Annotated in this window: 21 protein-coding genes; 11 read left to right on the top strand and 10 right to left on the bottom strand. The window is 52.5% G+C overall.

The annotated features are described in order from the left end of the window. Window positions 1-45: 45 nt before the first annotated feature. Complete coding sequence (locus HWI92_RS06830) at window positions 46-1806, bottom strand: ABC transporter ATP-binding protein (protein WP_204661893.1); 1761 nt, start codon at window positions 1804-1806, stop codon at window positions 46-48. 260 nt (window positions 1807-2066) lie between these two features. Here HWI92_RS06830 and HWI92_RS06825 point away from each other — a divergent pair, with 260 nt between their 5' ends. Then, window positions 2067-3047: a c-type cytochrome gene (locus HWI92_RS06825; protein WP_204661890.1), complete on the top strand. Its 981-nt coding sequence runs from the start codon at window positions 2067-2069 to the stop codon at window positions 3045-3047. Between the two features lie 78 nt (window positions 3048-3125). On the opposite strand, the gene HWI92_RS06820 is transcribed toward HWI92_RS06825, so the two are convergent. After that, a complete protein-coding gene (locus HWI92_RS06820; RefSeq protein ID WP_310589520.1) occupies window positions 3126-4133 on the bottom strand; it encodes a TIGR03885 family FMN-dependent LLM class oxidoreductase in 1008 nt (335 codons plus the stop codon). 289 nt (window positions 4134-4422) lie between these two features. On the opposite strand from HWI92_RS06820, the gene HWI92_RS06815 reads away from it, so the two are divergent. The 4 genes from HWI92_RS06815 to HWI92_RS06800 all read left to right on the top strand — a co-directional run bounded on the left by HWI92_RS06815 (window position 4423) and on the right by HWI92_RS06800 (window position 7041). Next, on the top strand, window positions 4423-4779 hold the full coding sequence (locus HWI92_RS06815) for an SPW repeat domain-containing protein (RefSeq protein ID WP_204661886.1): 357 nt from the start codon (window positions 4423-4425) through the stop codon (window positions 4777-4779). Window positions 4780-4897: 118 nt separating this feature from the next. Continuing rightward, entirely contained in the window at window positions 4898-5131 is a 234-nt protein-coding gene (locus HWI92_RS06810) for a hypothetical protein (protein WP_204661883.1), read from the top strand. A gap of 55 nt (window positions 5132-5186) precedes the next feature. After that, window positions 5187-5708 (top strand): DUF4142 domain-containing protein, encoded by a 522-nt coding sequence (locus HWI92_RS06805; RefSeq protein ID WP_204661880.1) that lies wholly within the window; start codon window positions 5187-5189, stop codon window positions 5706-5708. 226 nt (window positions 5709-5934) lie between these two features. Then, a complete protein-coding gene (locus HWI92_RS06800; protein WP_204661877.1) occupies window positions 5935-7041 on the top strand; it encodes an alpha/beta hydrolase in 1107 nt (368 codons plus the stop codon). A gap of 56 nt (window positions 7042-7097) precedes the next feature. Here HWI92_RS06800 and HWI92_RS06795 read toward each other — a convergent pair whose 3' ends face one another. From HWI92_RS06795 to HWI92_RS06785, 3 genes are read right to left on the bottom strand one after another with little or no spacing between them, the layout of a single operon-like run. Continuing rightward, a complete protein-coding gene (locus HWI92_RS06795; protein ID WP_204661875.1) occupies window positions 7098-7802 on the bottom strand; it encodes a hypothetical protein in 705 nt (234 codons plus the stop codon). A 20-nt stretch (window positions 7803-7822) separates the two neighbouring features. Beyond that, window positions 7823-8605 (bottom strand): DUF2490 domain-containing protein, encoded by a 783-nt coding sequence (locus tag HWI92_RS06790; RefSeq protein WP_204661872.1) that lies wholly within the window; start codon window positions 8603-8605, stop codon window positions 7823-7825. Between the two features lie 15 nt (window positions 8606-8620). Then, the gene (locus HWI92_RS06785; protein ID WP_204661869.1) at window positions 8621-9778 is read right to left on the bottom strand and encodes a DUF418 domain-containing protein; all 1158 of its coding nucleotides are present in this window, start codon (window positions 9776-9778) and stop codon (window positions 8621-8623) included. An 820-nt stretch (window positions 9779-10598) separates the two neighbouring features. On the opposite strand from HWI92_RS06785, the gene HWI92_RS06780 reads away from it, so the two are divergent. From HWI92_RS06780 to xth, 3 genes are all read left to right on the top strand, one after another. Then, window positions 10599-12497, top strand: a complete 1899-nt coding sequence (locus tag HWI92_RS06780) for a heparinase II/III domain-containing protein (protein ID WP_204661867.1) — start codon at window positions 10599-10601, stop codon at window positions 12495-12497. A gap of 236 nt (window positions 12498-12733) precedes the next feature. Next, the gene (locus tag HWI92_RS06775) at window positions 12734-13150 is read left to right on the top strand and encodes a hypothetical protein (RefSeq protein ID WP_204661864.1); all 417 of its coding nucleotides are present in this window, start codon (window positions 12734-12736) and stop codon (window positions 13148-13150) included. 126 nt (window positions 13151-13276) lie between these two features. Continuing rightward, window positions 13277-14059: an exodeoxyribonuclease III gene (xth, locus tag HWI92_RS06770; RefSeq protein WP_204661861.1), complete on the top strand. Its 783-nt coding sequence runs from the start codon at window positions 13277-13279 to the stop codon at window positions 14057-14059. A gap of 17 nt (window positions 14060-14076) precedes the next feature. Here xth and HWI92_RS06765 read toward each other — a convergent pair whose 3' ends face one another. From HWI92_RS06765 to HWI92_RS06750, 4 genes are read right to left on the bottom strand one after another with little or no spacing between them, the layout of a single operon-like run. Beyond that, the gene (locus HWI92_RS06765) at window positions 14077-14874 is read right to left on the bottom strand and encodes a LytR/AlgR family response regulator transcription factor (RefSeq protein ID WP_204661859.1); all 798 of its coding nucleotides are present in this window, start codon (window positions 14872-14874) and stop codon (window positions 14077-14079) included. Continuing rightward, the gene (locus tag HWI92_RS06760) at window positions 14871-15983 is read right to left on the bottom strand and encodes a sensor histidine kinase (RefSeq protein WP_229249021.1); all 1113 of its coding nucleotides are present in this window, start codon (window positions 15981-15983) and stop codon (window positions 14871-14873) included. The genes HWI92_RS06765 and HWI92_RS06760 overlap by 4 nt, the downstream gene beginning before the upstream one ends. Continuing rightward, window positions 15947-17104: a sensor histidine kinase gene (locus HWI92_RS06755; RefSeq protein WP_204661857.1), complete on the bottom strand. Its 1158-nt coding sequence runs from the start codon at window positions 17102-17104 to the stop codon at window positions 15947-15949. The genes HWI92_RS06760 and HWI92_RS06755 overlap by 37 nt, the downstream gene beginning before the upstream one ends. After that, window positions 17034-18023 carry a helix-turn-helix domain-containing protein gene (locus HWI92_RS06750; protein WP_204661855.1) on the bottom strand — a complete coding sequence of 330 codons (990 nt, stop codon included), beginning with the start codon at window positions 18021-18023 and terminating at the stop codon, window positions 17034-17036. Before HWI92_RS06750 ends, HWI92_RS06755 begins: the two co-directional genes overlap by 71 nt. 260 nt (window positions 18024-18283) lie before the next feature. Between HWI92_RS06750 and HWI92_RS06745 the strand changes: the two genes are divergently transcribed. Further along, entirely contained in the window at window positions 18284-19813 is a 1530-nt protein-coding gene (locus HWI92_RS06745; protein WP_204661853.1) for an ArnT family glycosyltransferase, read from the top strand. A 65-nt stretch (window positions 19814-19878) separates the two neighbouring features. Beyond that, on the top strand, window positions 19879-20673 hold the full coding sequence (locus HWI92_RS06740) for a TspO-related membrane protein (protein ID WP_204661851.1): 795 nt from the start codon (window positions 19879-19881) through the stop codon (window positions 20671-20673). Between the two features lie 53 nt (window positions 20674-20726). On the opposite strand, the gene HWI92_RS06735 is transcribed toward HWI92_RS06740, so the two are convergent. After that, complete coding sequence (locus HWI92_RS06735; protein ID WP_204661849.1) at window positions 20727-20933, bottom strand: hypothetical protein; 207 nt, start codon at window positions 20931-20933, stop codon at window positions 20727-20729. Between the two features lie 224 nt (window positions 20934-21157). Here HWI92_RS06735 and HWI92_RS06730 point away from each other — a divergent pair, with 224 nt between their 5' ends. Beyond that, window positions 21158-21931: a phytanoyl-CoA dioxygenase family protein gene (locus tag HWI92_RS06730; protein ID WP_204661847.1), complete on the top strand. Its 774-nt coding sequence runs from the start codon at window positions 21158-21160 to the stop codon at window positions 21929-21931. Window positions 21932-21959: the final 28 nt, after the last annotated feature.

Raw genomic sequence — 21959 nt, 5'->3', positions numbered from 1 at the left:
ATGTTTTATGAAAAAGTTTTCTGCGTTTGGAAAAGTTGAAGGATGCTATACACCCGACATGTCTTTCCGCCGTTCTCCTACCTGCTGCCGCCACATGGAGTAATAAAGTCCTTTCTGTTCGAGCAGTTCGGCGTGGGAGCCGGCTTCGGATATGCGGCCCTTTTCAAGCACATAAATGACGTCGGCATGCATGATCGTGGACAGCCGATGGGCAATCAGGATCGTCATCCTATGCCGGTTCGTGGAAATCTCGCGGATCGTAGCTGTAATTTCTTCTTCCGTCAGTGAGTCCAGCGCAGACGTTGCCTCATCAAAGATCAGCAGGTTTGGATTGCGCAGTAAGGCCCGGGCAATAGACAGGCGCTGCTTTTCACCTCCCGAGAGCTTCATGCCGTTTTCTCCCAAAAGCGTATCCAGTCCATGCGAAGCCTTGGCAACAAGCCCGAGGGCCGAGGCTTTCCGCAGCGCCTCGGTCAGCTCCTCGTCCGTGGCAGCCGGCCTGACCAGCAGAAGGTTGTCGCGGATGGTGCCTGCGTACAGCTGCGTATCCTGGCTCACAAAGCCGATCTGCCTGCGGAGCGGATTGTACCGGATCACGGTTGCCGGGGTTTCATTGAAGAAGATCTCGCCGCTTACCGGCGTGTACAGCCCTACCAGCAACTTGACAAGCGTAGACTTCCCCGCACCCGACGGTCCGGCAAATGCAATGGTTTGTCCCAGTTTTACTTCAAAGGAAATGTCGTCGATGGCATTGTACCCGGCGGTTTTGTGGCGGAACACAATGTGGCTGAAACGCAGACTTTCCAGCATGCCAAGCTCAATGGAATTTTCGGGCCGCTTTTCGACCGGCTTGTGCATCAATGCATCGAAAGTTTTCAGGGAAGCATCGGCTTCGCGGTAGAGGATGATCATGTTGCCCAGATCCTGTAAAGGCGTGAAGATGGCCGTGGAAATAAACTGCATGGCGATGAGCTCGCCGGTACTGAGCACTTTGCGGAAAATCAGCCAGAGCAGGATAAATAGTATGGACTGTTTGAGCAGGTTCAACAAGTTACCCTGAAGGAACGACAGCATGCTTACTTTCCGGGCCTTCTGCATTTCCAGCTCAAAGATTCCCAGGGTGAGGGCATTCAGGCGCCTTATTTCTGCAAAGGTGAGCCCGAGACTTTTGACAAGCTCAATGTTGCGCAGGCTTTCGGTGATCACACCCGCCTGCCGGTCTGTCTGCCGGTTGATCGACCGCTGAATCGTCTTGATCCGCTTGGAAAGGAGGCCGGTCAGTGAACCCAGAAGCACAACCCCGATAAAAAAGACCGGAACCAGCAGCCAGTTGCGGTTGATGCTGTACCAGATCAGGAATCCCACGCCCACCAGGGACGAAAAGAGTACATTGATGAAAGAATTGATAAAACGCTCCGCGTCCGTTTTTACTTTCTGGAGAACCGAGAGGGTAGTGCCGCTGCGGCTCTCCTCAAACTCCTGGTACGATAGCCGCAGGGTTTGCCGCAGCCCGTCGTTGAAAATGTACATACCAAAACGGGCCACCGCCTTGCGCGCAATGTAATCCTGAGCGGCCTTGCACAGTCTGGCAAGTACTGCAATGCCGAGGGCGAGCAGCAGCCAGCGTGTCACGCCGCGGATCATCTCATTTTCAGGTAAATGGTTCTTGTTGGTGGCGTACTGGTCGATGATCTTTCCGAAAATGACGGGATCAATCAAGGTAAGAAGTTGTGCGGTACCTGCCAGCAGCAAGGCCAGCAATATCAAAGCGTAATGCGGGCGAAGGTATTTCAATAATAATTGCATGAACCCGCAGCCAAAAAAGTTGCGCCAGCGGCTGGGAGGTGGTGACCCGTACAATTTTTCAGAATTGGTTTGCAGTACGGCTACACGCCATGATTGTGTAAGTACTTTGATTCAGTTTCCGGCATTATTGTACCATTTTAATCAGTATTACCTAGTTTTGGATGTTTTTAAAAATACCTTGACGGCCGGAGAGACCGGCCCGGTTTTAGCAGCATGTACTGTTCATCGGTGCAGCATAAAATCAGTAACATGAAAAAGGTGTGAAAGCATTGAAGGTCACAGGGAAAATTCTGGCAGGCCTCAGTATTGTGATCGGGGCTGTTCTTCTATATATCCGGCTGGTGCTGCCCGATACCGGTCCTCCGCCCGAGATCAGGATCGAGCGGACCCTCGACCGCATTGAGCGCGGCAAGTACCTGGCCAACCACGTTATGGTTTGCATGGACTGCCACAGTACCCGTGACTGGTCGCGGTACGCAGGTCCGATGCTGCCCGGCGGATACGGGGGTGGAGGCGAGGCATTTACTCCTGAAATGGGATTTCCCGGCCGTTTTTTTTCACCCAACATCACACCCTACGCCCTGCAGGACTGGACGGACGGCGAAATTCTGAGAGCTGTAACAGGCGGCGTCAACAAGGAAGGCAAAGCATTGTTCCCGGTTATGGCCTACCACCGGTTTGGTCAGCTCGACCGCGAGGATATTTACTCCATCATTGCCTACATAAGGGAACTGCCCGCCGTGGAGCACGACGTACCGGCCTCTGAGCCCGACTTTCCGGTCAGCTTCCTCATCAACACCATGCCCAAACGGGCTACATTTACGAAGCGTCCGGCACCTGACAATCTTGTCGCTTATGGCAAATACCTGGTCAATGCTGCGGGATGCGTGGATTGCCACAGCCAGACGAGCAAGGGAGAAGTAATACCCGGAACTGAATTCGGGGGAGGCACGGAGTTTCGTAGTGCCGGCGGAACCATGCGCTCTCCCAACATCACCATGCACAGGGAAACCGGTATCGGGAACTGGACCAAGGCGGATTTCGTGAAACGCTTTAAAGCCTATGCAGACAGTACCTACCAGGCGCCTCGCCTCGGCAGCGGCGATGTGAATACGCCCATGCCGTGGTCTATGTATGCCGGGATGAAGGAGCAGGATCTGGAAGCGATTTATGCTTATTTGTGCAGTATCCGCCCATCGAACCATCAGGTCGCGCGTGTCCGGAAGAGTACATTAAGGTAAAAACAAAACGGCTGCTCGGGATACTCCGGCAGCCGTTTTGTTGATGTAAGCAACTCAAAGCAAATGACTGTTGTCAGTTCAGGATGCAAATTGACGCTGTAAGGCCGGCAGTACCTTTTCGCCGAAGGCATCTATAAACTGCTCCTGCCGCAGGTTGACATTGTGCAAAAGCAGTTTTTCAACACCCAGCTCCACATCTGCTGCCAGCCATTCGAGATGCTGGTCGAGGCTGTCCGAAATGCGCACGGAAGCAAACATATCTTCTTTCTTGACCATCACACCCGCTGCATCCAGTCCCTGGGGCGAGCGTGTATCCCCAAGCAGCGTGGACGCAAATACGTTATTCCGCCATTGTTCATGCGCGGTTGTCAGTGCTGTGGACAAATCCGGATCATAGGAGAGCTGCACTTTCAGGTACACGGGCTTGCCTTCTCCTCCGCCTTCCCGGAAAGCGGCAATGATTTTTTTCAGTTCTTCGGGTGGTCGTGAGGTCGTGATCATACCATCGGCCCAGGCCCCGAGCCATTTGGCCGTTTTTTCGGTCAGTGCCGCACCGATGACGGTCGGGATATAGCCTGGCAGGGTGTATAGTTTGGCATCGTATATTTTGATGTGGCCTTCATGCGTGACCGTTTCACCCCGCCAGAGTGCCCGCATGATATCCACGCTTTCGCGGAGCCGCTCATTCCGGGCCTGTTTGAGCGGCCAGGTGGGATCGGTAATGTGTTCATTTAAAAACTGCCCGCTTCCGGTAGCAATCCAGAAACGTTGCGGGAACATCTCACATAAAGTTGCCACAGCCTGGGCAATGAGGGCAGGATGGTAGCGCTGTCCCGGCGCATTGACAATGCCGTAGGTCAGGTTGCCTGCCTGCATGGCCGCACCGAGCCAGCTCCATGCAAAGCCACTCTCGCCCTGGGCCTCACTCCACGGAAAGTAATGGTCGGAGCTCAGCGCATCCGTAAACCCGGCTTGCTGTGCGTGTTGAATAAACCGGAGCAGCTCGCTGGGACGAAACTGTTCGTGAGACGCGTGGTAACCGATCCGCACGTGCATAAATTTCAGATTAGGTGAAAGGTGAAACAAACCGCCTTTTTTGGCGCGTTGACATTCTTAATAAATAATGTGCCGGAACCACGCTTACTGGCCGGTACCCGGGGCAGGGTATCCGGATATTTTTCTGTAAGTCACTGTTTTATACCTAGTCAGGCACATTTCAGCCCGGCAGATCATGCCCTGCCACAGCCTGGGGATTTCAGTCGTCACCGACTGATCATTATAAAGCATTCGCATGGGCCGTAGTGCTGGCATCTTTTTAATAAGCTCACCGGCAACATTTTCAGACGCATAACAATCACCTTAAATCATCAGCAAAATGCAGTTCATCAGCACTAAATTCCATTCGAAGCTCGATTACATTGTCGGGCTGTTTCTGATCGCCTCGCCGTGGATCTTCAATTTCAATGATACGGGACCCGGCTGCTGGATGCCCATCATCGCCGGCTTTGTGGCAGTGATCATGTCGCTTTTTACAGATTATGAAGGCGGGATCGTTCGCAGCATTCCTATGCCGGTACATTTGGCCGTAGACGCTTTTTCAGGATTGGCACTGGCGGCATCCCCCTGGCTGCTGGGCTTTGCCGACGAGGTTTTTATCCCGCACCTGGTATTTGGCCTGTTTGAAATTGCAGCGGCAACACTCACCTCGCGCCGGGCTTTTGCACATGATTAACCGGAGGAGCAAGGTTTTGCCAATACATAGCATATTGCCACGCAGTACTGGAATTCGCCATACAGCCTGTATGGGAACGATTTTTGAAGCACAAAGGCCATCAAAAAATCAACAAACAATGGAACCCAACGAAGAAAATTCAAAGACCGACGAAGTAAAAGATCCGGCAGTACGGGAGGCACTTGCCCGCGGCCGCAATGCCAATGATAATTTTCAGGATGGCTCCACGGACGATTACGGCATCGACAAGTCGTCGCCCGAAGCCCAGGACGAGCTGGAAGAAAGGGAGCAGGTAAAAGGCGGCCGCGGTCAGCATGGTACCGGCAGAAACCGGAACGATGATTTCAATTAACCGGCCTGCCACCAGGCATTGCAGTTTTATACATCAAACGCAAACTTGAATCAACATGAAGGCAAACTGGTTAATCGCCGCAGGCATATCCATCGTCACGCTTGCATCGTTTTCGGACGCACTGCAGACCGAGGCACAGGATCAGCAATTTGTAACGCAGGCAGCCGAGGGTGGTTTGCTGGAAGTAAAGCTGGGAGAGCTGGCTGTTAAAAGCGGAACCTCAGCACAGGTAAAGGACTTCGGCAAAGCAATGATCAGGGACCATACCAAGGTAAATGATGAACTGAAAGCCCTGGCCAAGAAAAAGAACCTGAATGTACCGGCTTCGTTAAGCCCCATGAAGCAGCAGAAGTACGACAGCCTGGCTTCGCAGACAGGGACGCAGTTTGACATGCTTTATATGAACATGATGATTGCCTCCCATGAGCAAACCATCGGACTTTTCCAGACGGAATCGACCAAAGGCCAGGATGCGGATGTGAAAAAATGGGCTGACGGGAAGATCCCTGCTTTGAAACACCATCTTGAAATGGCGAAAAAGCTTTTTAAATCGTCACCAGGCGCCGCAGGGAAATAGGAAGAATTAACAAATGGCGGGCTGGCCTTGTGCGGAAGTCTTTTGTAAAATAATAGTCAGGGCGACGGGCGGCGAAAAGCAGTCCGTCGCTTTTTGCTGAAAGGTGTCCCCGTTTATAAGCGATCAGCGGGGTTTGTGTTCGGTTTTGTCTCCAATTGGGTGCCTGGAAGGAGGGTTTGAGGATGGTATGGATATTATAATTCTATCGTAAACGCAATAACCATTTATGCAAATCAACAACAAACGTTCATCAACACTGAAAGCCGCCTTTATCGCACTGATTGCTTTTACTTCTGTTTCTATTTTTTCCTGTACCCAGGACCACCAGGTGCCGCCGGGCTCTTCCATTGATCCGAAAGGACCCAAGCCCGCCTGGGCGCCGGACATTCATGATGAGATGTGGGCCGTGATCGAGAAGCTGCTGAGCTATGGCGACACGCCCATTCCGCAGCTTACCCCCCAGCAGGCCCGCATGAACCACACGGTGAAAGACGCAGTAACTGACCTGCTGGCCGAAAACAACATTACGGCCCCAGCACCTCAGGTGGATACCACCGGTGCAGACATCGATGTGGCCGGTGGAAAGGTGCACGCGCGTATTTACACGCCCAGAGCCGGTACCGCTCCATACCCTGTTATTGTTTATTATCATGGCGGAGGCTGGGTGATTGCCGGCATCGACGTGTATGATGCGTCTGCGGCAGCACTGTCTGAGCAGGTAGGTGCGGTGGTAGTTTCCGTGGGCTACCGCAAAGGTCCCGAATTCAAGTTTCCGACAGCGCATAATGATGCATTTACAGCCTACCAGTGGGTGCTTGCCCATACGGATATGCTGAAAGCAAACCCTGCCAAAGTGGGTGTGGCGGGTGAAAGTGCAGGCGGAAATCTGGCAGCCAACGTCAGCATCAGGGCGAGGGATGCGAAGATTACGCTTCCCAAACATCAGCTGCTCGTGTACCCGGTAGCTAATTCTGACACGATGTCGACTTCCTACAAGCAGTATTACAATGCAAAACCGCTTGACGTACCTTCGCTGTACTGGTTTCTGGGACATTACCTGAACAACATTTCAGAGGCAAAAGACCCGCGCATTTCGCTGGTTGCCGCCGACCTGAAAGGATTGCCTTCCACCACGATTATAGCAGCACAGATCGATCCGCTTACAACCGAGGGCATGTTGTTGAATGAAAAACTGCAGGCTGCCGACGTGCAGACCACTTACCAGCTGTATGCTGGAACAACCCACGAATTTTTCGGTACAGCGGCCATTGTACCCGAGGCAAAGCAAGCGCAGGCACTGGCAGCTTCCCGGTTCAAAGAGGCATTCAAGTAAGGTAAGTTTTGGAAGAATTGAGGCGGGCAGCGTAGCTGTCCGCTTTTTTTATGGAATCAGTTGAGGTTAAGACCTACCACAAATCCGGCATAAGGCTTGCCCTGGTACAGCCATAATGCCCGGTTTTCGTCCAGGAGATGATCGATGCCGGCCATGATGCCGAATGTGATTTTGTCAACCCCTACGATCACGGCAGCTCCCTTGGACCATACAAAGCCGTCGTACTCGATGGACAGCTGGTTGTTGGTCACCCAGGAGTTCATGGGGGTGGTACCGAGCCCGGTAATGATCCCCGCAGAAAATCCCAGGTGGGTAATGCTCTGGTCAGTATTCCCGATCGGGTTCTTTTTATACGCAAGTTCATAGGTATCGTTCCGGTAGCCGAGGTACAAGGCCCCATTGAGGTGGTTGCTCAGCTGCCTGGGAAATGACGTACGGCTTGGCCTGAACTTGAACGGGACCGTTACAATATCAATATCAAATCCATTCTGCCAGTAGCGGTTCGTCTGGATGTCTTTCCGGGATGAAGTATGGGGCAATGATTTCCGCACAAGTGCCGAGCGGTCGGGATTTTTTGCCTGCCAGCCTTTTTTAATGGAATATATCACCACGGAGTCTTCAGTATTTTCCACGTACACGAGTCCTTTTTCCTCCCCGTCGGTGCGCGTATGGTAAATGCCGTCGCTGAACTTGTACTTGGGACTGTCTTTCAACGTCCGGCAGCCGGTAAGTGCAACAAAGAGCAATAAGAAGTATCTCATAATTTCATGTTCTGTACGGCTTACTTTGTAAAATCCATTTGCCAGACAATCGTCACCCGAACGCCCTGATTGATTTCCAATACCTGCCTTTGTGTACTCGCATCCGGTTCTGCATGCTGTCGGAGCTGGTAAATGTAGTTCAGTTCCAGCTTCGCCTGATCGTTCAGCTGATATCCGAGACCTGCGGAAAGGCGGTTTTGATTAAAGACATTATCCTTTACATTTTTACCAAAACCAATAAAAACCTCATCAAATGCATTGAGGTACCATTCATGGTCATCCACGGACGAGCCCTGCAGCGGAAGCTCTGCCGAAAGCTGGTACCGGATGCGGTTCTGAAAAGCCCAGGCCTGAACAGGTCCCTGACCCGATGCATCCCTGCTACCAAGCCAGCGCTGCTCCAATCGTAGCCGGTGGGTGAGGGTGACGGGGGCAAGTTCGTCCTTTAATTTGATATCCTCGTATATGCGGTGCTCCGGCTCAGCCCGGCCGGGTACCTCGGGATAGGAGCCGTAGGCATGCGAGCGAAAATGGGTATACCCGCCCGAAAGTTCAATGCGGTCGGAAAGCTTGCGGGATAATCCCAGGCGGAGCAGGTCCTGCTGTCGGCGCGAAACGGTTTGCCGCCACTGTGCCTCCGTATGCACCGCCCATCGGGACGAAATCGCATGGTCACCCTCGTACACCAGCCAGCCTATCACATTGTGGTCGTGCAGCCTCGGGTATTGTGCATGGCAAAATGCTGCGGCCAGGCACAGCCATACTGCAAGACCGGCTTTCAAAATGTGCACAGGATAATTCATGTGTGTCGTCGGTTTTCAATCTTTGTCCAGGCTCGCGGGAAGCTTGTTGGTGACCAGGTAAGTAAGCGAGCGCCATATCCACTCCATAGGACCGTGCCGGAAGTGCATCAACCAAAACTCAGCCATTAAAATCTGGCCCGCATAAAAAGAAAAAGTAACGAGCATGGCACCGGGAAAACCCAGCTCGAGCCCGTCCCAGTAAATGTAGAAAAGCTGAAAAAACACGGACTGCATAATGTAGGCCGTGAGGCCCATTCGTCCGAGCGGTTCGAGCCACGATAGGGAAGAGGTGAACGCGCGCTGTGAGTACAGCAGAGTTACCAGCGATACATAGAAGCACGAAAACGCGATATTTTGCAAACAATAAAAAATGGCATTACTCAGGTAAATACCGCTGTGGGTCAGGCCCAGGTTCAGCGTCTCGGATCGGATGCCGATGGCCGTAAGAACAATGGAACATCCGCTTGCCGCCACAATCCGCTTCAGAAGTTTATCCTGGCCGGCTATGTGCTGCAATATGCCTGTTTTGCCCGCATACAGCCCGAGTACAAACATCGAGCTTGTCACGAACAGCCTCCCGGACGACAAGTTGTAGCTGAGCTTGCTTGGTACCGGGATGTGGTGCTGTTTGAGCAGTGCAAAGTTGAGAGCGATTTCGTCCCGGTAAATGACGCAGGGAACACTGCTGAAAAACAGGGTGGCACACAGCAGCAAAAGACTCCGGTTGCTGAGGTTACGGCAGAAGATCAGCGGAAAGCCCACCACGGCATATACCTGCAGGATGTCGGAGCGGTAGAAAAAGGAGTGGAAAATGCCGATGCCCAGCAGGATCACCAGCCGCCACACAAAAAGCTGCACGAAGGGCTTGCGCTTGTGGGTAGCATGCTGGTAGATCAGGTAAAAGCTCCACCCAAACAAAAATGAGAAGATGATGAAGAACTTGTCTTCGATCAGGAACTCGAGGGACGTTTTTACAAAGGTATTTTTAGGACCAAGGCCCATCAGGCCGACGGTGGTTGCATTCACAAAGTTCTGCACCGAATGGATGACGAGGATGCCGAACAAGGCAAAGCCGCGGAGCACGTCTACGATCTGAACACGGTCCGTGACCCCGGCCGGCCTGAGTAATGCATTGTCTTCGGAGAGTGCCGGTAAACGTAGAGAATTTTTCAAAGAGCTGAGTTTTGATGAAGGACTACGCAGCAATATTCGCAGTATAACACGGAAATATCCGCGCAGAAATGTTTGTTGCCAAGTCATGGACCACAGAAGGGCCAAATACGCCTGTAAAGCGGACGGACAGATACGGTGCAAATTGCAATGCTGGAAAGGTCGCGCGCATACTCGGCGCGCGGGCCGGGCTCTGTCAGGTGAGGGCCGGCCCGCCTGGGGCAAAGGGCGTCAACGTGCGGGTAGCATGATTGTGTTGAGTAAAAGCGGACATGGCTGATAGATGCACGTGCTGGCTGGCTTACTGTTGCAAAAAGAATCCCGCTGAAGGCATCCTTCAGCGGGATTCTTTTTCACTGATGTTAAAAAATCAGTCCTGATGACGGCTGATCCCGGCCGGTCACCGATTTTTGACTCACTTGTCTATACGTAACCGCAAAACGGGTGAAGTAGCTTGTGGAAAATATTTCGAAATTTTTTGACATGGTTGTGAAATCCTGTATGGAGCGGGATAAAAGTGCAGCTAAACTGGGGAATGAGGGAAATGGCAGGCTGTAATATTGTAGAAAAAACACCGCACAAGACCATGCGCATCACCTGCACATGGCGGCTTGAAAAAGAAAAAAGAGGTTTCTCAACGTGGAAACCTCTTTCGTGTTAACCCACTAATTTAATCTTATGACAGATTTGCAGGTGACCTGTAAAAAACCATTCCATAGAAGTAGTTAGCGACCGATGCGGGAAGACAGATCTTTCTAGCACGCATTTATGCAAGATACTCTTGGCTCACGTTATTATTTTACCAGCACCAAACCTGCCCATAATGAAAAAACGCTTTTTCAGCTATTTGTACCTGATCCTCCTTGCCGGCTTTATGCCTGCCCTCGCGCAAAAGAAGCCCGGCCCAAAAAGTAACAATCCACAGATAACGCTTGACCGGATGCCGCAGTCGCATCCCAGACTTTTAATGAGCGCATCGGATGAGCAGCGCATCCGCTCCGAGCTGTCAAAACATGATGAGTGGCAGGGGCTGCACCGTGTTATTATCGCGGAGTCGGAAAAGATCATCCTGCTGCCGCCGGTAGCCAGGGAAAAGATCGGGCGACGCCTGCTCGACAAATCCAGGGAGTGCCTGCGCCGCGTTTTTCAGCTTGCTTATGCCTACCGTTTTACCCGCGACGAACGTTTTCTCCGCCGGGCTGAGCAGGAAATGCTGGCCGTCAGCCAGTTTGAAGACTGGAACCCCACGCACTTCCTCGACGTGGCCGAGATGACCCTTGGACTTGCCATCGGCTACGACTGGCTGTACGACGGACTGCCGGAGAGCAGCCGCCAGCTGATCAGGGCTGCCATTCTGGAAAAAGGAATCAGGCCGTCCTTTGACAAGCAGTATAATGGTTTTGTAACAGCCAAAAACAACTGGAACCAGGTGTGCAACACCGGCATCACCTTTGGTGCGCTCGCCATCGCCGAGGACGAGCCCGAGCTCGCCGGGAAAGTAGTGCAGCGTGCCGTGTCCGGGCTGTCGAAAATTATGGCCATTTCCTACAGTCCCGACGGTGTATATCCGGAAGGCTATTCTTACTGGGATTATGGTACGAGCTTCAATGCATTGTTTATCGACGCGATTGAAAAAGCCCTGGGCACAGATTATGGATTGTGCGCCACGCCCGGCTTCCTGAAAACTGCGGGGTTTGTGGAGCATATTGCCGGACCCACCGGCCTGGTGCACAACTGGGGCGACTCAGGCAACCGCGACCATATCAATCCTGCCACATTCTGGTTTGCATACCGTGAAAAAGATCCCACGCTCGTGTACAACCAGCTCAAATTCCTGGAAAGGGATAAAGTGAAAACCGCAGGAGGGAACCGCCTCCTGCCCCTGGCAATTATATGGGGCGCGCAGCTCGACCTGGATCGGGTGACGCCGCCCAAGCAGCTGGTGTGGACGGGCCAGGGCGACAGTCCGGTAGCCTACATGCGTACCAGCTGGACAGATCCCAATGCCATTTTTGTGGGATTCAAGGCAGGATCGCCAGCTACCAGCCACGGGCACATGGACATAGGCTCGTTTGTGCTGGACCAGGATGGTGAAAGATGGGCCATGGACTTCGGTATGCAGGATTATAATTCGTTGGAAAGCAAGGGAGTGAGTGTATTTGGAAAAGGGCAGACAGCGCAGCGGTGGTCTATTTTCAGGTACACCAATATGGTGCACAATACATTGACGGTGAACGGACAATTGCAGCAGGTAGACGGAAGTGCCCGTATGGGCAGGGTGTCTGACGATCCTGATTTTATGAGCGCGATTGCGGACATCACACCGGTATATGCCGGGCAGCTGGCCAAAGCAGAGCGGGGGATTGCGATTGTAAATGGGCGGTATACCGTGGTAAGGGATGAACTGGAAGGATCAGGTCAGGCGGCGACGATCCGCTGGACGCTACTGACCAAGGCCCGCGTCAATATAGTGGATGCCACGACTGTCGAGCTCAGCCAGGATGGTAAAAGAATGCAGCTTGTTTTTGACAGCTCCATTCCCATTCAGATCAGGACATGGTCTACCGCACCGCCTTCCCATTATGATGCACCTAATCCGGGTACTACACTCGTCGGATTTGAAGCAGAACTGCCTGCCGGGAGCAAAGCTTCGGTGAATGCATTCTTTGTTAAGGCGAAAAATGAGGTCGGTAAGGTGGCTCCGCTGGATACCTGGAAGTAAGACTTGCTGATTTTCAGGCTTATACAAGACAAAACTACCCGCATGATGCCCGGGGCACCTGCGGCGAGTTTGCATTTAGCCAGCCCACAAGCTGCCGGCATTAAGTGTTTTGTACAAAAATACTTTAATAAAATATTAGAATATATTCTACTTTATAATTAGAATATACTACATTTGTAATACGGCTGCGTTTGTATTAGGCCGAAGTTTATCTCTCACTTCACAACTTACCTATAATGCCAAGAAAGGACAAAATTGTGATAGTCGATACAGGTTCCGACTTCACAGCCAGGCTACAACAAGCTTTGGACCATTTGAATGTGTCAAAAACACTGCTCGTTTTCGACAATACACCTGAGGCTGTCAGCTATATTCTGAATGACTCACGAAATATTTTTTGCCTGGTCAGCCGCTCCGAAGGTCACGATCCGGAAGGACTCAGCCGGTATGCCACATCGGTGATCCTGACGGGCAGCGACTTTGTTCCGCAAGCATATGCGCAAGCCGGAGTGTTGCCTTTAGACCCCGGAATGCATGAATTTGCCCTGATCGAACGTTTTCCCTCAGCTTCGGAAAGCCTGTTCGAAGCGGTTGTCGCATACTGGCAATCTGTGTCTGTAAATACAACAATGAAACAACTTACTGCGCTGTAACCTCAGGCGCGAATATTTTAGTCGGGAAACCTGGCTCCGCTTTTGCCGGAACCGGGTTTTTTTTGCTGAAGTCTTTCAGCGAAACGTCCGGCCGGCGGCAGGGCTTTTCAACTGTACGGAAAGGTTATGAGGATTGCTACATATAATATCAATGGTATCAACGCGCGGTTGCCGGTGTTGCTGCGCTGGCTTGCCGAAACGCAGCCCGATGTGGTTTGCCTGCAGGAACTGAAAGCCCCGCAGGAAAATTTTCCCGAGCAGGCCATACTCGAAGCGGGTTATCAGGCCATTTGGCTCGGTGAGAAAAGCTGGAACGGGGTAGCCATACTTTCGAGAGGCCATGCCATGCAGGAAGTCCGCAACACGCTGCCCGGCGACGACACGGATACGCATAGCCGGTACATTGAGGCAATTATCAATAAAACCCTGATCGCCTGCCTTTACCTCCCCAACGGCAACCCCGCACCAGGGCCCAAGTTCGACTATAAACTTTCGTGGATGAAGCGCCTGCAGGAGCATGCACGCTACCTGCTTTCGGAGGATGTACCCGTGGTACTCGTCGGAGATTACAATGTGATTCCGACGGATATGGACGTGTATAAACCCGAGCGCTGGCTGGACAATGCGCTCTTCATGCCTGAACCCAAAGCAGAATTTGCCGCATTGGTTGGGCAGGGATGGACAGATGCCCTGCGCACCCTGCATCCCGACGAGCGCATTTACACCTACTGGGATTACTTCCGGAAAGCATATGACCGTAATGCAGGCCTGCGGATCGACCATTTTCTGCTCAGTCCCCAGCTTGCCGGCCGGCTGCGCAGCGCCGGGGTGGACAGGCATGTGCGCGGCTGGGAAAAAACGAGCGACCACGCGCCGGTATGGATCGTGCTTGACGATCCCACGGATTAGTGCCCGGCTGAAAGTGCCTACTTACCCATCCAGATTTTAAAATCATTCGCACGTTCGCGGCTCACGATCGTTTCTTTTTCGTAAAGCGGCTTCAATGTGAGAGCCAGCCGGTGATTGTAGTAGGGCTGGATCTGTAAGACCGCCTGGTGCGTGATCATCATTCCGCGATTGATCCTGAAAAACTTCGCAGGGTCAAGCACGTTTTCGAGATCATCCATTTTATAGTCGATCACGAACTTCTGGCCCTGGTGATTTTTGAAAAAACTGATGCACTCTTCAATGTAGAAGTAAGCAATATCACCTGTTTCTACCGAGAGCAGGCGCGCGCCCTGCTTTACGAGAAAACGCCTCCGGTATTCGGTTTGTGGCTGCTGTAACTGCAGGTTGCGCAATATATTTTCAAGATCGGGCGGCAGGAGCGAAGTTGCCGCCGATTTCTGGGTGCCGGTAAGGTCGTAGTACTTGCGTATGCTGCGCTGCAGGTCTTCCTGCTGTACGGGTTTCAGAAGGTAGTCAATGCTGTTGACCTTAAATGCCTGCAGGGCATACTCGTCATACGAAGTCGTGAAAATGATCGTACTTTTTACCTCGATCCGGTTGAAGATCTCAAAACTCTGACCGTCGGCGAGCTCAATGTCAAGAAAGATGATATCAGGCTCACTGCCGCCCAGTCGGCGGTTTTCGGCAAGCCACTCTACCGTTGCGGCTATGCTCGGGGTAATACCGCTGATCACCAGTTCGGGCGCGGTTTCTTCCAGCAGCTTGGTAAGCTTGCGCACAGCGAACTTTTCATCTTCAACAATCAGTACGTTCATGGATGTTCAGTTTTTACGTCGATCAGTGGGAGTGTGACGGTAAAGGATTCCGTACCGGCCTCAATCACCGGCCTGCGGTCGGAAAGCAGTTTATATTTGGCCATGATGTTGGCCAGGCCAAGCCGGGTTGACTTCACCGGGGTCGATTTTTCGAGTACGTTGTTTTTCACTTCCAGCCGGTCATCACCAATGGACCTGATCGTGACGTGCAGGGGAGTTTGTTCCAGGATTGCATTGTGCTTGACCGCATTTTCAAGCAGCAGCTGCAGGGTCAGGGGCGGAATGCTCCGGTGCAGGTCGGCCTCTGCAATGTCAATGGTAAGTTCCACGCCTGTGTCGTGCCGGGTGCGCAGCAGGTGGAAGTACGATTGCACAAACCGCACTTCGGTAGCGACGGTAGTCAGCTCGTTCTGGTTGGTCTGCAGCAGGTAGCGGTATACCTTCGCCATCTCATCCACAAACTGTTCGGCCCGCTCCGGCTCATCGGTGATGAGGGCCGAAAGCGTATTCAGGCTGTTGAATAAAAAATGCGGATTCACCTGGCTTTTCAGACTTTGCAGCTGCCCCTGCATGCCCGCTTTTTTCATAGCTTCCTTGTTGATGTTGATCGTCCGCCATTTATTGAGGGAATAATTAAGCTCATAAAGGCCGGTCAGCAGCAGTACCGCAAAGAATTCAAAAATGTACACATTAACCATCTTCCCGGCATCAAGCTCCGCGTGAAAAGGTTTGAAGCGGATGATGAGCAGCGCATAAAATGATACGTACAGAAACGTCAGGATCCAGAAAGCCAGGGCCGTGTAAAAGCCCCGTTTAAGCGACATGTTGAGCGACGGGTATTTGCGCGCTACATATTGTGCCGCCCAGTCGTGCGGGACAAACGCCACCACAGTCATCACAAAGATCATGAGTGTGCCCAGTGCGAAGTTGCTGAAACTTTCCAGGTAGGGCGGACCAATGAGAAGGTAGCTGATCGTCGGTACAAACCAGGGTACAAGCAGGGCGAACATCCACCTGCCAAACAGGCTTACCCAGATGGTACGACCGATGGAACTGTATGCAGGCAATGCGTTCATGTAAATATCAGCGGCAGCGTCACGGTGAAACATTGGTTGTCCTCACGAACCTGGATAGTACCGGCCTGCTTGAACAGAAACCTGTACCGCGAGATCAGCACGCTCAGCCCTGCACTGTTGAACGGAGCGCGCACGGATCGTCTCTGCAGGTTGTTACGCACTTCAAGCTGCCCGGTAGGGGTCGTGCGGATGCTGATATGCAGGGGATGGTCATTGGCAACTACATTGTGCCTGATCGCATTGTCGATCAGTGTCTGCAGGGTCAGCGGGGCCATTTGCCCGGTCAGGTACAGGTCGGCAATATCCAGGGTGATGCAGATGCCTGTCTCAAACCGCGTTTCAAGCAGGTAGGTATATGATCTGATAAAACGGATCTCCGAATCGAGCGGCACGAGCACATTCTCCTTGTCCGGCCCGGCTACGCTGAGCTGGTAGCGGTACACCTTCGACATTTCATCCACAAACTTCTCGGCCGTAGAAGGTGCCTCCGAGATCAGGACCGACAGTGAGTTGAGACAATTAAAAAGAAAATGCGGATTGACCTGCTGCTTTACAGCTTCCAGCTCGCTCTGGAGCTGGCGTTGTTCGAGCTGCTGAAGTTCATCATGATTGTCACGCCACTGGGTAAACGTAAACACAAGCTCCGTGAGCCCGGCAGCAATCAGCGAGCCGCTCGCCACGAAAAACGTCATCCATAAAGCTCTACCTGTGTTCAGCTGAAATCCGAACAGCCTGAACCGGTCGTAGATCAGGAATGCAAAATACATCAGCGCCAGATGTGTGCCTGCATACAGCAGAAAAAGCAGCAGTACTCGGTACACCGACTGGTTTGTCTGATTGTACAGGCCGGCCACGTACCGGTAGCTGAACCTGCCGGCATGGAGCGCCAGCAGCACCACCGCTGCATTGAGCATACTTCCGGTAGCAAATACCGGCAGGGAGGTGAAGTAGTAGTTTCCCCAGCATCCAAAACCGGCCAGCGGCACCATTAGAGACAGCACAAGCAGGATGACGAACATGCGCGCACGGTCGCCGCGCCCCGGTTTTACCAAACTCTCACCCCATGCCATGCGGGTACCGCTTTCATTGCCTGCGGTAAACGGAAGGACTAACGCCCATGAAATTTTTGAAGGCTGTTGAAAAATGTTGCGCATGCTCATAACCCAATATATCCGAAACTTCGTCCACAGTCAAACCCTTTTTTTGAAGTAGTTCGCCCGCATATTCCATCCTTTTCTTTTTCAAATAACTGAAAACCGACATTTCAAAAAGTAGCTTGAAACCCCTTTTTACCTTGAACTCATTCAGCACGCAGCAGCGGCTCAGCTCAGCCAGGGTAAGCTCCGACAGGAAGTTGGCATCAAGGTACGTTTTCAGAAAATGCAGCTTTTCTACCTCGTCAGGCCGCAAGTCGGGAGGTATTGCAGCAGGTGTGCGCATCTGCTCGATCTGCAGTGCCACCAGTTCAAGCGCCCTGGATTGTACCATGAGGTTGCGCATCGGCCCGCCTGTGCGATAGCTGCGGATTTCCCCGATGAGCTGCCACATCCGGGGCGTGATTTCAAGGGGTTTGTTATAGCCTGTAAAGCAGCGGTGCAGGTTCAGGTTGCGTTGCATCTGTTCCGTCCAGCGATCGTCCCCACAAATGGCCGACGCAAAAAATCCCTTGTCGAGGCTGATATGAAAAACCTCCATGTAATAATCAGCCGGTATGGAGTTGCAAAAAGTGCCTTCGGGGTGATGAAAAATGGAATGCTCGCCGCTATGGGAAGATATACCCTCTTTGAAACCCGTAAACTTGACAAAGTTGTTGCCCCGCAGCTGGAAATTGAAATTCACCGTGTCGGTCGGAATGTCGTTCAGCAGGCTTACCGCCTCCCGCGATTTCCATTTCATATCCACCACATGCATGTACCTGAACGATTCATTATGAAATTCCATCCGTCCCACCTGCGGATGTTCATGCACATCGTAGCCGTCCCGCGCAGAGGCAGGCTGAGTTCCCACGCCCAGGGGATTGGGCAGCACGCTGAAATCATACACTTCCTTGGTAGGCAGAACGGTCGCTCTCATACTGGGGACGATGGTTTGGTTGACGGTTTAAAGATACCAGCACAGGCAGCAACCTGTAACAGGCACATTCCCGGGACGTCGGAAAGCATCGTTGAACTGTCGGGATTGCAGGCTCAACCGTGCATCATTCCGGCACCTGGCCAAAGCGGCATTCGATGCAGCTGTAATCCGTTCATGTATTTACAAACGTCAGATGTACAGGCTTTCAGCAAAGATTGATACTTTGCGCCATACAGGCCATTATTCCCGCCTGCTTTCCCATGAACCGTAACACTGCCATCCTGCTCGGTTTTGTTGTTTTAAAACTCGCATTGCAATACTTTCTGATCAGTCCGGAGTATGACCTGCACCGCGATGAATACCTGCACCTCGACCAGGGCCGGCACCTGGCCTGGGGCTACCTGTCTGTGCCGCCCTTTACTTCCTGGGTTTCGTGGGTGATCCACTTGCTCGGCGGGGGTGTGTTCTGGGTGAGGCTTGTGCCCGCTTTGTTCGGTGTGCTCACGATATTGACGGTCTGGAAAACGGTGGAGGCACTGGGCGGAGATCTTTTTGCGCGGATACTGGCTGCTACCTGCGTACTCTTTTCGGTACTGCTGCGCCTGAACCAGCTCTACCAGCCCAACTCCGCCGATGTGCTCGGCTGGACACTCCTTTATTTTACACTGATCAGGTACACGGCCACGCTCCGGCCGGGATGGATCTATGCAGCGGGAGTCGTATTTGCATTCAGTTTTTTAAACAAATACAACATTGCATTCCTGGCTGTCGGCCTCGTGCCTGCGTGGGTGCTGACGGCCCAGCGGAAAATTTTTCTGGACAAACACCTGTACCTGGCGGCTCTGCTTGCGCTGGTACTGGTACTGCCGAACCTGGTGTGGCAGTATGCCAACCATTTTCCGGTTTTTCACCATATGAAAGAGCTCGCCGCAACCCAGCTCGTAAACGTAAGCCGGGCCGATTTCCTGAAAGAACAGCTGATTTACTTTTCCGGATCGTGGGTCGTGATTGCGGCTGCATTGTATGCTTTGCTGACTTACAAGCCCTTTGCCAGCTGGCGGTTCCTGTTCTTTTCCATTTTTATCACCCTGGCGGTGTTTCTGTTTTTAAGGGCAAAAGGTTACTATGCGATCGGTCTTTATCCGATTTACATTGCATTCGGGTCGGTTTTCCTTTCCAATCGTGTCAAAGGCCGGTGGGCGGCCATCATCAGGCCCGCGCTGGTGATTTTGCCTGTCCTGCTGTTTATCCCGCTGTACCGGATCGCATTCCCCAACAAGCGTCCGCAGGCTTTCATCGACGAGCCCGAACGTTACCGTAAAGTGGGGATGCTGCGCTGGGAGGATGGCCGTGAGCATCCGCTGCCGCAGGATTTTGCCGACATGCTGGGCTGGAAAGAACTTGCCGCCAAAGTAGACAAGGCCTACGCGGCCTCTCCCGACCCGGCAGCTACGCTGGTACTCTGCGATAATTACGGCCAGGCGGGTGCGATCAATTTTTATACACGCCGCCATGTGCAGGCCGTGTCTTTCAATGCCGATTATGTTTTCTGGTTTGACCTGAAAACAAAGTACAGGCACCTCATACGCGTGAAGACCTGGCCTGAAAACAAGCTTGAAATGGCTGAGACCGGGCCTTTTTTCCAGCAGGGTTTTGCTACCGGTGCAGTTACCAATCGTTATGCCCGGGAGCAGGGTACCACGGTTTTCTTGTTTTTAAATGCAAAAACGGACATCAATGCGCGGATTAGGAAGGAAGTAGCCGAAGCCCGGGAGCGGTATCGCGAGTAGGACAGGGCATGGCATAATTTTTAAACCTCTCATGCCGGAACACCAACCTGCTTATCCCGGAATTTATGAGAAAAACCCTACAGATTGCCAATATTATCGCCTTGCTGGCCACATTGGTGATCAACTATCTGTCCAATACCGGCATCTTTGCCGACAGTACCATGGCCACCGTATCGGCTGCCTACCAGAACTTCTTCACACCCGACGGTTACGCATTCTCGATATGGATCCTGATATATGTTGGTCTGGGTGCCTTTGTGATTTACCAGAGCAGGGGATTGTTCAATGCGAAGCCATGCCCTGAAGAAGTAGGCCAGATCGGGTGGTTGTTTGTGTTGTCGTGCCTGCTTAACTCCCTCTGGATCATTGCCTGGCTCTATGATTATACCGGACTTTCAGTACTGATCATGGTTGGCTTGCTCACCACGCTCGTGCTTATCGTATACCGCACCCGCATGGAGCTCGACCTTGTTCCCCTTCGTAAGCTGGCGCTGGTCTGGTGGCCGTTTGCCATTTACCTCGGTTGGGTGATTGTGGCACTGGTCGCCAATGTAGCCGCATTTCTGACCAAAATGAACTGGAATGGTTTCGGCATTGCAGAATCCGTATGGACGATCATTATGCTGGCTGTTGCCGGTCTCATTCTTATTGCACTCACCTGGACGCGCAACCTGCGCGAATCTTCGATTGCGGGTGTATGGGGAATTGTAGCCGTGGCTGCCGCCAACTGGAATGATATGCGCGGGATTGCCTATGCCGCGATTGCCGTGGCGGCTATAACGCTCGTCAGCACCGGCTTGCACGGCTACCGCAGCCGGGGCCGGCACTTCGAGGAAGAGGCTCAGATGATGCAGCGGTGAAAATACACCGCTGCACAGGTTCATGCGGCCGGAAAGGATGAGTAGTAAAGTATTTACATACTGTAAGATTCAAAAGCCAGTTCAACAATCCGGAACTGCAATCCCCGGTAGCTCGACCGGAATTTCAGAAAACGGGTCTCCGCTTCTTCGCGCGACAGTTTTTCATCGGAACGAAATGTGACAAAGCCGGTGCGGCGGTTGTAATGATTCAGGGTTATCCAATCACGTGCAGTCTTCATCTGCACCTGGTAATACTTCATGACAGGTTACTGATTGAGGTGAAACGTTTTGTAAACGGAGCGCTAATTTAATGAAAAACTTTGATCAATATACGAACTAGTATTACATGGTAATTTTTTGTTTTTGCAAATAGTATGTATGCTATACTTTTAAAAGCATGCATGATGTAAAAACAAAAAGCCGCAGCGTAACCCAATCGTTTTGCCCGCTTTCTGATCAACATTCATTTCAACATTCCGGATGTATGGCCTTATCGGATCAGCAGATTGACCAATTTATTCAGGAAGGTTTTGTGCGCATTGACCATGCATTCGACGCGGCATTGGCTGCGGAGGTGCGTGACAGGCTCTGGCAGGACCTGCCTTTTGACCGAGCTGATCCTGCAACCTGGACTCTGCCCGTGGTACGCCTGGGCATGTACTCCGAACCTGCATTTGTAAGTTCTGCCAATACACCAGTGCTCCACGAGGCTTTCGACCAGCTGGTAGGACGCAGCCGGTGGATACCCCGGCAGAGTATGGGCACTTTTCCCGTACGCTTCCCTTCCGACCAGCCGCCAGGCGACGACGGCTGGCATGTGGATGCTGCATTCCCCGGGGACGAACCCGATAATTATCTGAAATGGCGGGTGAATGTACGTTCGAAGGGACGTGCGCTGCTGATGCTTTTTCTTTACTCTGACATCACTGTTGCCGACGCGCCTACACGGATTCGCTCCGGCTCACATCTGGATGTGGCGCGCCTGCTGAGTACAGCCGTTGAGGACGGGCTGGAATTTATGGAGCTGGCATCCCGGCTTGACCTCCTGCCTGCGCGCCCGGAAGTACTTGCCACGGGCCCGGCCGGCACCGTGTACCTTTGTCACCCATTTCTGGTACATGCAGCTCAGGCACACCGGGGAGCAATGCCGAGGTTTCTGGCGCAGCCTGCGCTGGAACTTAAAAGTCCGCTCGGTCTGAATGCAGGAGGGGATCATACGCCGGTAGCGCAGGCAATCAAGCTGGCATTGGGCATTTAAAAAGCCTTGCAGTTAGTACTGCAAGGCT

The organism is Dyadobacter sandarakinus (genome assembly GCF_016894445.1).
Lineage (GTDB): Bacteria > Bacteroidota > Bacteroidia > Cytophagales > Spirosomataceae > Dyadobacter > Dyadobacter sandarakinus.
The sequence above is the reverse complement of the archived record's forward strand: the minus strand, read 5'-3'. Positions and strand labels throughout refer to the sequence as shown.